The following is a 15,071-nucleotide window of genomic DNA, read 5'->3' on the forward strand; positions in this document are numbered from 1 at the left end:
ATTAAGCAAAAAAGCGATGTGGCAACTCATACTGCTGAAACGGCCAACTTATGGATTGCTATTACAGGAACGTTATGTTTCTTGATTGCTTTTAATTTATTAGTGAATTTACCTAATAATATCGCCAATCCTATTAGAGAACTTACAGATAGTATCAAGGAAATTGCAAACAAAAATTATTCGCAACGAGTACATTTTATGAACCATAATGAATTTGGAGATTTGGCAAAATCATTTAATTCAATGGCGGAGAAATTACAAGAATATAGTAGCAGTAACTTACACAAATTATCATTTGAGAAAAAAAGATTAGAAACTCTGATCAATAATATGCACGATCCTATTATTGGATTAGACAATTCAGGAACAATACTATTTGTAAATAATGAAGCTTTGAAAATTATCGGACTAAAGTCCGAAGAAGTTGTGGGAGAATTAGCTACTACTCTTGCATTGAAGAACGATTTATTGAAATCATTGATCGTAAGTACGCTTCAAAACGACAAGCAAAAAGCAGAACCAATGAAAATATTTGCAGATAACATCGAAAGTTATTTCGAGAAAGAAATTGTGAATATTACCATTAAACCAACGGGTGAAGATCAAACAATTGATATTGGCGATGTAATCATTCTAAGAAATATTACTGTTTTTAAAGAACTTGATTTTGCAAAAACTAATTTTATAGCTACGGTTTCTCATGAATTAAAAACACCTATTTCTTCGATAAAAATGAGTTTGCAAATTCTTGAGAAAGAAGATACTGGAAAGATGAATGAGGATCAAAAACAATTAATTACAAGTATCAAAGAAGATAGCGAAAGATTGCTGAAAATTACCGGAGAATTATTAGATTTATCTCAAGTAGAAACGGGAAACATACATCTAACCATAGAAAACAGCAATCCATACGAAATAGTAAACTATGCCATAGCAGCTGCAAAAGTAAAAGCCGACCAAAAAGCAATAAATATAATAATCGATGCCGAGGAAAACTTACCTTTTGTAAAGGCAGATAACGATAAAACAGCTTGGGTTCTCATTAACTTTTTAACAAATGCCATCACTTACTCCTCTGAAAATAGTAAAATTATTATCAAAGTAAAAAAAGAGAATAGCACAATACTTTTTGAAGTTATTGACAGAGGTAAAGGGATTGATGATCACTATAAGAATAGAGTTTTCGATAAATATTTCCAGATTCCAGGAAGTCATAAATTAGGAACTGGTTTAGGATTAGCTATTAGCAAAGAATTTATTGAAGCACAAAATGGTATAATTGGAGTGCAAAGTGAGCTTGGCTTAGGAAGTACTTTTAGTATCCGACTAAATGCTGTTTGTTGATCACATTATGAAATTTTTCAGTAAAAAAAATGACTAAAATTTCCCTCTTATTTTATTTGAAAACTGAAATATTTAATTCAATTATTTTTTTAACAATCAAGTTTCTCTCTCCAACTAAAAAACATATTTTCCATAGCAATCTTATAATGTGGACTATCTAAAAAAACTGGTGAAAATTTACTTTTGATAGAGGCAGGTTTTTACTTTTTATAATGGATTCCAAACAGCTAATTTCTTTAGATCTTGTATAAAATGATTTGTCAACTGTGTAGTCAAGGTCACTAAAAAATGCAAAAAATACCAGTAAAATGTCGTTTTTTTATGCTTTATACTGAAAATATGAGCAACATTTGCAAAACACGTTACTACATTTCAACCTTGAAAATTTTCTTTTAAACTTTATCCCAAAAAGATATTCAAGAAAATTTTTTCACATGATGCAATAAAATAGCAACGCTATGTTGCATTTCGGCTTCGTCTAGATGTCCAAATCCAAGACGCATTGCACTTAACTGACGATTTTGATACAGTAATGTTTTAGGAATAAATAGGTTATCCTTTGCACAACTAGTACTTAACTGTAGAAGATTTATAGGCAACTGCCATTCTGCCCAAACTGCCAAACCTCCCGATGGTTTTTTAAATTGCAAATAGTCTTTGAAGTTGTTCTCTAAAAGTGCTGTAAAAGTATCTCTTCGTTGATGGTAAACTTTTATTGATTTTTTTAGATGCCTGTGAATTTCGCCTTCATCAATCATTTCTCCTAAAACTTGCTCCATCAAGACATCGCCTTGTCGGTCAATAATCCCTAAATACTTTCGCATTTCATCCATCAAATTCTCGGGAGCAACTATAAAGCCAGTTCTAAATCCAGGCGCTAAAGATTTACCAAACGAACCAACATAAATGACCATTCCGTTGGTATCTGCACTTGCCAAAGGCAATACAGCACTTTTATCATAATGAAAATCATAATCGTAATCATCTTCTAAGATCACAAATCCAAATTCATTCGCCAACTCCAAAAGTTCAATTCTGCGTTGTGCGCTCAATGTAACAGTTGTGGGGTAATGGTGATGTGGCGTAAGATATAGCATTCTCACACGATGTTTTCCGCACAAATCCCGAACAGCATCAACCTGAATCCCTTCGTTATCAATAGGGACCTGAAGAATTCGAGCACCTGATTTCTGAAAAATCATATTCACAGAAAAATAACTTAATGAAGCCACAAGTACTATATCATTTGCAGCCAGTAAAATTTCAGAAATAATATAAACACTCATTTCAGTACTTCTGGTAATAAGTAAATTATTTTTAGAAATATGCAGTCCTCGGGATAAGTTGAGAAAATTGGAAAGATTTTCTTTAAAGTATTCACTTCCGTCCTGATTGTAATATCCCAGTTTACGGCGATTGCTTCTACGTTTCATGCTCGAACTGTACAATCGAGATAAATGCTCAATTTGAGTCAATCTTATATCTGGCGTTCCATCATTAAATATATATTCACATTTTGAGTGCTCAAATGGATTATCCAGTAAACTTGATTTTTTAAAAGAATAACCAGTATTTCCTGGATAAGTGGCTAGCTTATTTTGTGCCAAAGGTTGAAAATGGCTGGGTTTACTATCATTTCTACTCAGAACAAATGTTCCTTTATTTGGTCGAGTTTCTACCCAACCTTGAGAATCCAGTTCATCATAAACTGCAACGATAGTTTTGCGGTGTACTTCCAGAATTTCACTTAGCACCCGTGTTCCAGGCAATTTTGTCCCTTTTATAAGATATCCACGTTGAACAGCATTGATGAGTTGATTTGCAATTTGCATATACACGGAAGTGGCCGAATCACGATCGATAATTATAAAACTTTGAAAAGGAATTAAAACCGGACTACCCATAATACAAAAAGTGGCACCATTTGATTGACCGGAAAGATAATACTTTTGGCACAATAAAAAAATAAGATGTACAAATTACTTCAACAACTTGTAAATAATAATGAATTGCATGCAAAATGGTTAAATACCTTATCCTTTATGGAAAATGCTGGCGCTAGGAAAATCTCTTTATGCGAGCATCCCACAAAAGTGAATATAATCCAGCTTAAACATGCCGCAGAAGAACACCGCCACGCTTATTATTTAAAAAAGCAAATTGGCAAAATCAATTCTCAAATTTGTTCAAACTATGATAATGATGAACTCCTCGCTGCTAAAGCGACCCGTTACTATTTACAGTTATTAGACATTCAAACCTGTCGCTATCTGAAAGAAAATTTTCAATTATCAGGAGAGGAATTGAAATATGCGGCCTATCTGTTTGTGACCTATGCGATTGAAGTACGTGCCGACGAATTGTATCCTCAATACCAGCAAGTGCTTACTGAAAAAGAAAGTAAAGTAATGGTGAAATCAATCATACTAGAAGAAGAAGGTCATCTTGAAGAAATGATTCAGCAACTAAAAACCTTTCATCCGGATTGGGAAAAGTACGCTACTTCTATTCTGACTTTAGAACACAAACTTTTTGATAACTGGATCGCTTACATTGAAAAAGAGATTACCAATGCTTAACACTTTATCAAAACTTAAAGACAGTTTAGAAAAGCGAAATACCGAAAATGTATTAAGATCGTTAAAACACAAGAAAGAAGGTGTTGATTTTTATTCCAATGATTATTTGGGAATGGCACAAAATGTACCATTCCAAGAAATCGTTTTACAGGAAATTAATCAACAACCTCAGCTTTTAAAAGGGGCTACAGGATCAAGATTAATCAGTGGTAATTCAAATTTCACTATGGAAGTTGAAGCTTTTATAGCAAATAAGCACATGGTTGAAAGCGCCTTACTCTTACCTTCGGCATACCTCGCAAATCTTGCTTTACTTTCGGCCATACCTCAACGTGGAGATATAGTTTTGATGGATGAATGCATTCACCGATCAGTTCGTGACGGCCTAAGATTGTCAAATGCAAAATCACTAAAATTTAAACACAACGATTTAGAGCATTTAGAAAAACTATTGAAAGAGGCAAACGGAAACCGTTTTATAGCGGTTGAAAGTTTATATTCCATGGAAGGTGATTTTGCGCCTTTAGAAAAACTGGCAGTGCTTGCTGAAAAATACAACGCTGCTTTAATTGTTGATGAAGCACACGCATTCGGAGTTTTCGGATATGGTATAGTGGCTCAAAAAAACTTACATAAAAAAGTATTTGCCACGATAGTAACTTATGGGAAGGCTTTGGGAATGCACGGAGCAGCGATATTGGGAAATCAAACAATGATTTGTTATTTGGTCAATTTTTCCTCTCCCGTTATTTATACGACAGGCAGCAATGATTTGCATGCAATGAGTATCAAAAAGGGATATCATTTTCTGGAAAACAATTCAATTTTAAATCAAAATTTACAGGAAAACATCAGTGAATTTAGAAAGAGTAATCTGCCTACACTTTCAGATCCTCAAAGTCCGATTCAGATTGTACCAATGGCGAATGTTTCATCAGCAAAAAGAGCACAACAGCATTTAGAAAACAAAGGATTTTTAACTTTTGCCGCGGTTGCTCCAACCGTAAAGGAAGGCGAAGAACGATTGCGGATTTGCCTGCATTCTTTTAATTCAAAAGAAGAAATTGATCAATTAACTAAAATTATCAAGGAATTTATTTAACTCAGATAAGACCAAAAACTTTTGTGCCTTTTGTGGTTTAAAAAAATCAAACAATTACTTAAAAAATGAATTCTCCAATAAAATTATTCGTAACCGGAATCGATACTGGAATCGGCAAAACGATTTGTTCCGCTATACTTGTCGAACATTTAAAAGCAGATTACTGGAAACCCATCCAATCCGGAGATTTAGACAAAACTGACAGCATGCTTGTTCAGGGTTTCGTTAATGATCAAATTAAAATCCATCCAGAAAGACACCGTTTTGAATTGGCCGCTTCACCCCATAAATCAGCAGCACAAGAAAACATCTCGATAGAGTTAGAAGATTTTGAATTACCAGAAACTGAAAATCATTTGATTGTAGAAGGAGCCGGTGGGTTGTGGGTTCCGCTTTCCGATGAAGTTTTCATGCTGGACCTTATCAAAAAATTAAAGTTACCGGTAGTTCTGGTCGCTAATGACTATTTGGGATGTATCAATCATACTTTATTATCAATTGAAACCTTACGGAAAAATAATATACCACTAGCCTACTTCATTTTTAATGGAACTTTTGATGAAGATACTTATCGGGTCATTAAAAAATTTCTTGATGAAGACACAACTATTTTAAATATTCCAAAATTAGAAATAATCGATACTAACACCATCAGAGAAATCGCTAACAATTTAAAAAACACCTAACATTATGCAAAAAACAAAAAAATTAAGAAACGACTGGACTAAAGAAGAAATTAATACCATTTACCATCAACCGGTACTAGAACTGGTTTACCAGGCTGCAACCGTTCATCGTCAATGGCACAAACATTCAGAAATACAAGTCTGCACCTTACTTTCTGTAAAAACAGGTGGATGTCCCGAAGATTGTTCTTATTGCGGACAGGCAGCACGATATCATACCGATATTAAAGTACAGGCATTGTTACCAACAGAAACTGTAATTGCTCATGCACAAAAAGCAAAAGACGGAGGATCATCCCGATTCTGTATGGCGGCGGCATGGCGTGAAGTTCGTGATAACAGAGATTTTGATCGCATCATTGATATGGTAAAAGGAGTAAATGAGTTAGGTCTTGAAGTGTGTTGTACATTAGGAATGCTTACTGAAGAGCAGGCTTTGAGATTACAGGAAGCTGGACTTTACGCCTATAATCACAATTTAGATACTTCAGAAGAATATTATGATGAAATTATTTCTACCCGAAAATTTGACAATCGCATCAATACCATCAACAACGTAAGAAAAGCAGGAATCACTGTTTGTTCTGGCGGAATCATCGGTTTGGGTGAAAAACATATTGACCGAATTTCTATGTTACTGACTTTGGCAACGATGCCTAAACATCCGGAATCCGTTCCCGTAAATGCATTAGCAAGAGTGAAAGGAACACCTCTTGAAGATCTTCCAAAAGTCGCTATTTGGGATATGGTAAGAATGATTGCTACTGCAAGAATCATCATGCCAGCTTCAGTTGTCCGCTTAAGTGCGGGAAGAATTGAAATGACGGAAGAAGAACAAGCTTGGTGTTTTATGGCTGGAGCCAATTCTATTTTTACAGGAGAACGCGAAACCTTATTGGTTACCCCAAATCCTGGCCTTACAGAAGATATGGAAATGTTTAACAACTTGGGATTAAAACCAATGATTAAAGAAAGACAATCTTCATGTACAACGATTTAAAAGAAAGGGACAAAGCAGTAAACTGGCATCCTTATACCCAAATGAAAACCGCCTCTGACATCATTCCGATTGTTAGAGGTAAAGGAGCTTATCTTTTTGATGATAAAGGAAATCGATACATCGATGCCGTTTCATCTTGGTGGGTGACGCTCCACGGCCATGCTCATCCCTATATTGCAGAAAAAGTTTCTGAACAGTTGCATGTTTTAGAACAAGTTATTTTTGCAGGTTTTACCCACGAACCCGCCGTACAACTTTCAGAAAACCTATTGAAGTTATTGCCGGAAAATCAAAACAAAGTTTTCTATACTGACAATGGTTCTACCGCTGTTGAAGTAGCTTTAAAAATGTGCATTCAATATGCACACAACAAAGGTTTAAAAAAGACCAAGATTTTAGCTTTTAACAATTCATATCATGGTGATACCTTTGGTGCGATGTCGGTCAGCAGCCGAAGTATTTGGACGCAGCCTTTTGGCGAAATGCTTTTTGAAGTTATTTTTATCGATGTACCAACAAAAGAAAATCTTCCGGAAATAAATGAAATCATTGATGAACACCTAGACCAATTGGCTTGTTTTATATATGAGCCTCTTGTACAAGGAGCTGCCGGAATGTTAATGCATGAACCCGAGGATTTGAGCGCTTTAATGAAATACTGCCGTTCAAAGAATCTCCTAATGATTCAGGATGAAATTTTTGTTGGTTTCGGCCGAACTGGAAAATTATTTGCGACAGATTATTTAATAGAACAACCAGATATCATGTGTTTCTCCAAAGGATTGACTGGCGGCACTTTTCCGTTGGGAATTACAACTTGTTCAAATGTAATTTTTGATTCTTTTTATTCCGACGATGCATACAAAACTTTATTTCACGGACATTCGTTCACTGCAAATCCATTAGCTTGCACCGCTGCATTAGCCAGTATGGAATTGCTATTAAAAGAAGAAACGCAGGAAGACATACAGCGAATTTACAATGAGCATAAAAAATTTGCAAAAGAATTAGCTTTACATCCCAACATAAAAAATGTTCGTCAACGAGGAACTATTCTGGCCTTAGAGCTAGAGATAACACAGGAAACTTCTTATTTCAACAAACAGCACGAACGACTCTATCCATATTTTTTGAGTCAGGGCATTATACTGCGGCCATTGGGGAATATTCTCTATTTGGTTCCTCCTTATTGTATTTCAACTGCAGATTTACGATATATTTATCAAACTATTTTAAAGGCATTGGAGTTGTGAAAAGCAAAAAGCTATCGGGAAATCTAGTAGCTTTTTGCTTTTTAAGATACTTTTGAATTTCACTTAGTGTGGAGTTGATTAAGGCGAAAGAGAGATGTGCAAAACCAACTAGTTCGCTGAATCTTTTATAAGGTGTTTTGCAAATTTTATATGTAATTAAACAAAACTCAAATATCTGTTAGGGTTTTTTATTCTTAGAAGTAAATTTTTTACCTAAAGCAAAAGTATTTTGTTATAATTAGATTGTCGAAAAAATGATACGTTACATTAGTAAGAAAGAGTCTAAAAATCACTCTAATTTCAATATTTATATTAAAATTTTGACTTAATTAGCGAAACCTATAAAAGTTATTATTCCAATAATTCACATTCAAGACTTATTATACTTTAGTATCTCGACATTACCGCTTTGAAAGCAAAAAAATTAGCTTATCACATAGCCAATAATTTAAAAAATGCATGGTTCTTGAGAAGAGAAAAGTGTTAGCAAAAAAAAAATAAAAAAAATGAAAAAAAACGTCTACTACATTCTAATATTACTAGTAGCATCAGCTCAAGTTTTTGCGCAATCAGAACCACGCAAATGGGCTTTTGATAATTATTATAAATATTACAACCCAAAAGTAAATGAGCCAGAGAAAGATCAAGCAATTGAAAAATTAAGAGCGCATTATGCTACCTCAACTGAAGTAGATGGTAGGATAGGCAGCGTAAAATTAAGTTGGAAAGAGTGTAGCGAATTAATTCAAGAAAATGGTGCATTCAAGGATTTAATCGATAAAGAAAGAAACGTCGCAAGTACTGTTGCTGAAGCTTATAAAAGACTAGCTAAAATTGCAGTATCTGTTAGACGTGGTGAAGTAACTGCAGAAGTAGCGCTAACGCCTTCCTATCTAAAATCTATTATTTATTATGGTAATTTAGAAATTAGTAGATCTAACTATGTACATCGTTTTCACGATTCTTGTTTTAGTATTCCGTCTTCGGCAGTTAGCATTTACTTTAGTTTTTTAAAGCAAATGGACGCTATTGAAAGTGGACAAGAGAAAAATCCATTATTAAAAGAAGCCTGTGACATGCTAAAAGTTACGGCATTACAATCATGGACACAACCACTGCGCAAAGATGCTACAGATAATAATGTTGTACAAATAGAACGCTTTAGACATCACGTTTGGTGGGTCGGTGGAAATGGATTAGGAGGTTGGTCTGGTTACCGTGCAGTAATGCCTGTTGCTGTAATGTATAAATCGGTACCAATGATTGAATTACTAGCAGAGGTAGCAGCGGGTGGACTTAGCAATACTGCGCAAAATACAAATGAAACTGATTTTTGGAATGAAGGCATGACCGCAGATGGCGCAGGATGGGGACACGGTAGACAGTGTTTGATTTGGGGATATCCAATTCATGGCTCCAATGGAATATTTGGAATACTGAATTTACTAAAAGATACTCCGTTTAATAAGAATATCGATCGCGAAAACGTTGATGCTTTACTAAATTTTATACGAGGTGGTAATTTCTATTACTATAAAGGATATATACTGCCGTGTCTTGATCGTGGTTCAATGGTTTATGATAATAAAACGAGTGTTATCTCTTATATAAGTATTGTAAACAATTTGATCAGTAACTATAGTAACGTGCTGACTACAGCGGAATTAAAAGAATTAACACAATTAAAAAAAGAAGCTCAAACAAAAAACATCCAAATGAAAGATTATCCTGCGGGGATGTATAACGGCACGCGCTGGTTTTTTAATAATGATGATTTAATAAAGAAAACTGATGATTATCACCTCATCGTTAATATGGCTTCTAGCAGATGTTCTGGTTTAGAAAGTGCTGATAATACTGCTGATAATTATAATTTTTACACTGCTGATGGATTGACATTATTCCAAAGAACTGGTTATGAATACAAATCTATTTTTGGTGCTTATGATGTAACCGCATCGCCAGGAGTAACGGCTAGAGAAGGCATGGAAAAACTTACACCTGTTACTAATTGGGAAGGATATAATAGTTTACACAATTTTGCAGCAGCAACAACTAGTGGTGGAGTAAATAGTGCTTCTGGTTTCATTTTCGAAAAAAATAATACATATGATAAAAAGGATAAAAATGGTAAAGCTCTTACCCTTACTAACGAAGTATTGTATGGTGTGAAAGCAAATAAATCATGGTTTATTATAGGTGATTACATGGTAGCGCTTGGCGCTGGAGTAACGAACAACAAACCTGATTTCGTTGGAACTATTCGCACTACTATTGACCAAACAGCATGGGAAAATGAGATCACTTTAATACAAAATGGAAAAGAAAAATCACTTTCTGGAAACATGGGTTCTATTTTAGCCGATAAAAAACCAATCTGGATTAAGCAAAAAAATAAGTTTGCCTATACCCTATTGCCTGAGTTCTCGAAGAAAATGAATTATACTTTAGAGAGTAAAGAAACAGATTGGATAAAAATGAATCTCACTAATAAAAGCAAAGCAGACGCACCGAAAGCTGTTAAAGTTTTTAAATTATGGTTGGATCACGGACAAAAGCCGACAAACGATACCTATGGTTATGTGGTTTATATGGGGAAAGGAAATCCTGATGCTGAACTTCCAGTGGTTGTAACAAATAACGATACAACTTTGCAAGCGGTACAATCTATGGATGGAAAAGTTTTTGGTGCTGTATTTTATTCGAAAAATGCGATAATGAAAGCAGGCAAAACTACGTTGAAAGTTTCAGCTCCTTGCGCTGTTTTGATAGAAAAAGATAGTAATGGATATATCATAAGCGTTACCGATGCTGAAATGAATAAAGACTTGAAAGAGATTGTAGTAACCTTAAATGGGAAATCTATTTCGTTTGCAATGCCTCAGGGCAAAGAATGCGGAAAACCAATTTCTCAGACAGTTACTCTATAAATCTATCAAAAATTTATTCTTTAAATCACAAAGATTAAAAGCGCTGTTGAAAAATCAGCGCTTTTTTTGTAAAAAGCATTTGTAATTCGAATTCATAATATGTTCGCAAAAAATAATAAGCGATAGCGATGATAAATTAGTGAATGAATTGTTCATAAATCCTACTAATGACATCTCCATGGAATTATCGAAATATGGTGCTGAAGTATAACTTATAGAAGCCCGAATAGTTGCGACATGATCTTAAGAATCGTGCAGTTGAAATGATCAAAATGTATTAGTAATTCAATTTTAGTTTGAGCCTACTTTCAACTTCAAATCTACAAGAAATTTTATGTTCAACTTTACTTCCATAAATTTTAAGGTCTAAAAAGTATCGTAATAGTATTAATAACTACAAATTAAAGTACTATTGAACAATATTATCACTGAAATTACCATGGTATTTTACTAATAATTATAGATTGTTAAAAATTACTTTTTCGGAAGAATTTAAAAAAATTTACTGTTTAATAAATCAACAAAAGTTAAATAAAATATAGAAATATTGATGAAAGCGTTTAAAATCAATATCTTTAAGAACGTTAGTGCAAGAAAATTTATTATTTTAATTAAAAAGATAATTATGAATGCGCATCTCTTGTACTTTCACTATTTAGAAAACAAAACTCAAAAAATAAAACATGGGAAAAGTAGTAAAAATTACAGATTTAGAAATGATAACTCACGACGTGCTGAGAGTGACTTTTGAAAAACCAAAAGGATATTCATTCATACCGGGTCAGGCAGCAGACATTTCAGTTAATCAGCCAAATTGGGAAGATAAAAAAAGCTGTTTCACCTTTACTTCATTACCAGAAGATGAAACTTTAGAATTCACAATTAAGACCTATCCAGCAAGACAAAGAGTTACTAATAAATTATTATCCTCGCAAGTGGGGGACGAAATTATTCTACAAGATGCTTTTGGGGACATTAGAAATCAAGGTGAAGGAGTTTTTATCGCTGGTGGTGCTGGAGTTACTCCTTTTATAGCTATTCTAAAAGTATTAGAACAAAAAGGAGCGGTAGGAAACAGCAAGTTAATTTTTGCTAATAAAAAGGCAGAAGATATAATTGATAAAAAATTCTTTTCAAATATTTTGGGTGATAATTTTATCAATGTCTTATCAGAAGAAAATAAAAAAGGATATGAAAATGGTTATATCACCACTGAAATCATTAAAAAATATGTAGACGGAAATTCTGATACTTACTACTTATGTGGGCCACCGCCAATGATGAATGCAATTGATGAAAGCTTATTATCCATTGGTGTAAATAAAAATAAAATCATTAAAGAGTCTTATTAATAATATTTAGGTTTCAATTTTTATTCGATGCCTATTTCAAATTTAACTTTGATATAAAATATCATTAAAGCGTTTTCTTTAATATCACTGCTGTTATTGTAAAGTATTGACAACGAAAACGTAACAATATTTAAGCTATTTTAAATAATATTAAAATTTGCTACTTAACTTCATATAATATATCGTAACATTTTAATTTACAAGTTTTTAATTAATTAAATATTCACTTTAAAATATCTATAGTCCTCATTGTTTAAAGTATGGCTATCTTTGCAATTATTTTAAAAATAAAAATATTATGAAAATTAAAAGCCTACTTCTGGTATTCTTAGCTTTTATAGCTATTGGATGCAATTCAACAAAAAAGTCAAATCCAGAATCGAAAGATGAGACGATAACTGAGAAATATTGGAAATTAAAAACTTTAGATGGTAAAGAAGTTTTGATGAAAAAAAATCAGGAGCGCGAAATCTTTATTACTTTGAAAACAGATGAAAATAGACTTACAGGATTTGCAGGATGTAATTCTTTGTCTGGTGAATACACGTTAGAAGAAGGAAATAGAATTAGCTTCAAAAATGTTGCAGTTACAATGAAAATGTGTCCGGATGTAGATTTAAACGAGAGTGAACTTTTAGAAGTTTTTGAATTAGCTGATAATTACACGATTGTAAATGATGTGTTATCTTTGAACGTAGGTAGAAGAGCTCCTTTAGCTGTTTTCGAAGCAGTTTACATGAACTAACATAATCGTTCTAGAATTCTACAATAACTACAAAGAACTTTTTTTAGCGTGGTAACAAAATCAAAGATCTGGTATACAAATGTATATCAGATCTTTTTTTTATGCTTGATACCAAAATTTTATTTAACTAAAAAAAATGGATCAATCTTAAGTATAGAGAATAGTAATTATTTCTTTTATTAGTTTAGATGCTTGATTCATTTCTCTGATGCATAAACTGTTATTATTTGTACTACTGCATTAACAAATTCTATTTTTAATCACTATTTAAAGACTATAAAATTTGTTCCTTGCATATTAAAAAATCATATAAAATTTAATCTAAAAATTTACACTTTTAAGCACTTACATTAAATCTTTATCCTATACTAGAATTTTAAAATTAGAAATTTCGTAATGATTAAATTTTAAATAGTTTAAGAAATATAATTATTGTAATCGCAGCAATGGTTCAATTTATCGATAAAGAGTTAATTAACTTACGCTAGAAAATGAGTAAAAATTATAAATATTTACGTTAATGTAGTTTAAAGTAAAAGTTATAAAGAATTGTTAAATTCATGAATTGCTAAATTTCGGCATTTGTTTTGCATTCCTGAGATATGATAAAGAAAAATATTTTACTAACTGGAGCATCTGGAACTGTAGGTTTCGAGGCATTAAAGCAATTACTTGCTCTTGATAGATATACTATAACTGTTTTTGATCAAGAAAGTGAAGCCTCTCGCGAAAAATTACTTCCATTCAAAGATAAAATTACAATAGTCTTTGGTGATATTAGCAATTTTGATGACTTGGATGCTATTCGAAATATAGATTTTGCAATTCACTTAGCGGCAGTAATTCCGCCAGTAGCTGATGACTTTCCACCATTAGCTAAAAAAGTAAATTTAAATGGAACTCAAAATTTAGTAAAACAGTTAGAAAAGCATTCGCCTACAGCTTTTATGATGTTTAGTTCGAGTATTTCTGTATATGGAGATCGAATAGTAGATCCTTATATTAATGTTGGAGACCAACTGCAACCCAGTGAAGGAGATTATTATGCAACAACTAAAATTGCAGCCGAAGAATACATTCGGAATAGTAAATTAGATTACACGATATTTAGATTAGCTGCAATTATGGGTAATCACAAAATATCAAAACTAATGTTTCACCAACCTTTAAATACAGCATTAGAAATAGCAACGCCAAGAGATACTGCCCGAGCATTTGTAAATGGAATTGAGAAACAACATTTACTTTCTAAGCGAATTTTTAACTTGGGAGGAGGAGAAAGTTGTCGCGCTAGTTATAAAGTTTTTTTAGAGCGATCTTTTGCTATCTTTGGATTAGGGAAGTTAAATTTTCCCGAGCACGCGTTTGCAGATAAAAATTTCCATTGTGGATATTATGCTGATGGCGATGATTTAGAAGAAATAGTTCATTTTAGGCAAGACACTTTAGATGATTATTTTAAAATGGAATCTGAAAAAGTTTCTTCAGTTAGAAAAATTGCCACTTCAATAATTAAAGAACCGGTTAAATGGTTTTTGTTAAAAAAATCAGAACCATATCAGGCCTTTAAACAGCAAGATCCAATTCAAATGAAACATTATTTTAATTAAAAATACCAAATTATGAGTAACTTATTTATATTTTTTAGCCTCATCACAAGTTTATTTTCAGCAGAAAATCCACAGTTAACGATTAAAATTTCCAATATTGAAAAAATGAAGGGAGAGATTATAATAGGTATTTTCGACAAAGACAAAAACTTTCTTAAAGAGGGATCTGCAATAAAGAATTATACTGTCAAAGTAGAAAAGAATACCGCATTTATTACAATTACCGATTTACCTAAGGGCGAATATGCAGTTACAATGTATCATGACGAAAATTCGGATAAAGAATGTAATAGAAATTTTATGGGACTGCCAAAAGAATCTTATGCCTTTTCCAATAATTTTAAGCCAAAATTTGGCCCACCTAAATTTAAGGACTGTAAGTTTGAATTGATAGAGAATAAGACCTTAAATATAAAAATGATCAATTAGATATTTATAACATCCATTTTATTAAAATTAGCTTTGTAAAT

The 15,071-nt window shown here is 32.8% G+C and carries 12 protein-coding genes; 11 read left to right on the forward strand and 1 reads right to left on the reverse strand.

Annotation, left to right across the window (positions count from 1 at the left end):
• Positions 1-1,344 (forward strand): HAMP domain-containing sensor histidine kinase (locus tag BC961_RS12220; protein ID WP_121926146.1); only part of this gene is annotated, 1,344 nt, incomplete at its 5' end.
• Between the two features lie 416 nt (positions 1,345-1,760).
• Here the strand turns inward: BC961_RS12220 and BC961_RS12225 are convergent.
• Positions 1,761-3,248 (reverse strand): aminotransferase-like domain-containing protein, encoded by a 1,488-nt coding sequence (locus tag BC961_RS12225; protein ID WP_121926147.1) that lies wholly within the window; start codon positions 3,246-3,248, stop codon positions 1,761-1,763.
• Positions 3,249-3,314: 66 nt separating this feature from the next.
• On the opposite strand from BC961_RS12225, the gene BC961_RS12230 reads away from it, so the two are divergent.
• The 10 genes from BC961_RS12230 (at position 3,315) to BC961_RS12275 (ending at position 15,030) form a co-directional block, all read left to right on the forward strand.
• A complete protein-coding gene (locus BC961_RS12230; protein WP_121926148.1) occupies positions 3,315-3,923 on the forward strand; it encodes a hypothetical protein in 609 nt (202 codons plus the stop codon).
• Positions 3,916-5,025, forward strand: a complete 1,110-nt coding sequence (locus BC961_RS12235) for an aminotransferase class I/II-fold pyridoxal phosphate-dependent enzyme (protein WP_121926149.1) — start codon at positions 3,916-3,918, stop codon at positions 5,023-5,025. Before BC961_RS12230 ends, BC961_RS12235 begins: the two co-directional genes overlap by 8 nt.
• A 65-nt stretch (positions 5,026-5,090) precedes the next feature.
• Positions 5,091-5,711, forward strand: a complete 621-nt coding sequence (gene bioD / locus BC961_RS12240; protein ID WP_121926150.1) for a dethiobiotin synthase — start codon at positions 5,091-5,093, stop codon at positions 5,709-5,711.
• A gap of 4 nt (positions 5,712-5,715) precedes the next feature.
• Positions 5,716-6,711 carry a biotin synthase BioB gene (gene bioB / locus BC961_RS12245; protein WP_121926151.1) on the forward strand — a complete coding sequence of 332 codons (996 nt, stop codon included), beginning with the start codon at positions 5,716-5,718 and terminating at the stop codon, positions 6,709-6,711.
• The gene (gene bioA, locus BC961_RS12250; protein ID WP_121926152.1) at positions 6,696-7,964 is read left to right on the forward strand and encodes an adenosylmethionine--8-amino-7-oxononanoate transaminase; all 1,269 of its coding nucleotides are present in this window, start codon (positions 6,696-6,698) and stop codon (positions 7,962-7,964) included. The genes bioB and bioA overlap by 16 nt, the downstream gene beginning before the upstream one ends.
• Positions 7,965-8,470: 506 nt before the next feature.
• The gene (locus BC961_RS12255) at positions 8,471-10,894 is read left to right on the forward strand and encodes a polysaccharide lyase family 8 super-sandwich domain-containing protein (protein ID WP_121926153.1); all 2,424 of its coding nucleotides are present in this window, start codon (positions 8,471-8,473) and stop codon (positions 10,892-10,894) included.
• A gap of 683 nt (positions 10,895-11,577) precedes the next feature.
• Positions 11,578-12,246 carry a ferredoxin reductase domain-containing protein gene (locus BC961_RS12260; protein ID WP_121926154.1) on the forward strand — a complete coding sequence of 223 codons (669 nt, stop codon included), beginning with the start codon at positions 11,578-11,580 and terminating at the stop codon, positions 12,244-12,246.
• 298 nt (positions 12,247-12,544) lie between these two features.
• On the forward strand, positions 12,545-12,991 hold the full coding sequence (locus BC961_RS12265; protein WP_121926155.1) for an META domain-containing protein: 447 nt from the start codon (positions 12,545-12,547) through the stop codon (positions 12,989-12,991).
• 602 nt (positions 12,992-13,593) lie between these two features.
• Positions 13,594-14,601 carry an NAD-dependent epimerase/dehydratase family protein gene (locus BC961_RS12270; protein WP_211331321.1) on the forward strand — a complete coding sequence of 336 codons (1,008 nt, stop codon included), beginning with the start codon at positions 13,594-13,596 and terminating at the stop codon, positions 14,599-14,601.
• A 12-nt stretch (positions 14,602-14,613) separates the two neighbouring features.
• On the forward strand, positions 14,614-15,030 hold the full coding sequence (locus BC961_RS12275) for a DUF2141 domain-containing protein (protein WP_121926156.1): 417 nt from the start codon (positions 14,614-14,616) through the stop codon (positions 15,028-15,030).
• Positions 15,031-15,071: the final 41 nt, after the last annotated feature.

Origin of the sequence: Flavobacterium weaverense, from assembly GCF_003688495.1 — a bacterium.
Classification (GTDB): Bacteria; Bacteroidota; Bacteroidia; order Flavobacteriales; family Flavobacteriaceae; genus Flavobacterium; species Flavobacterium weaverense.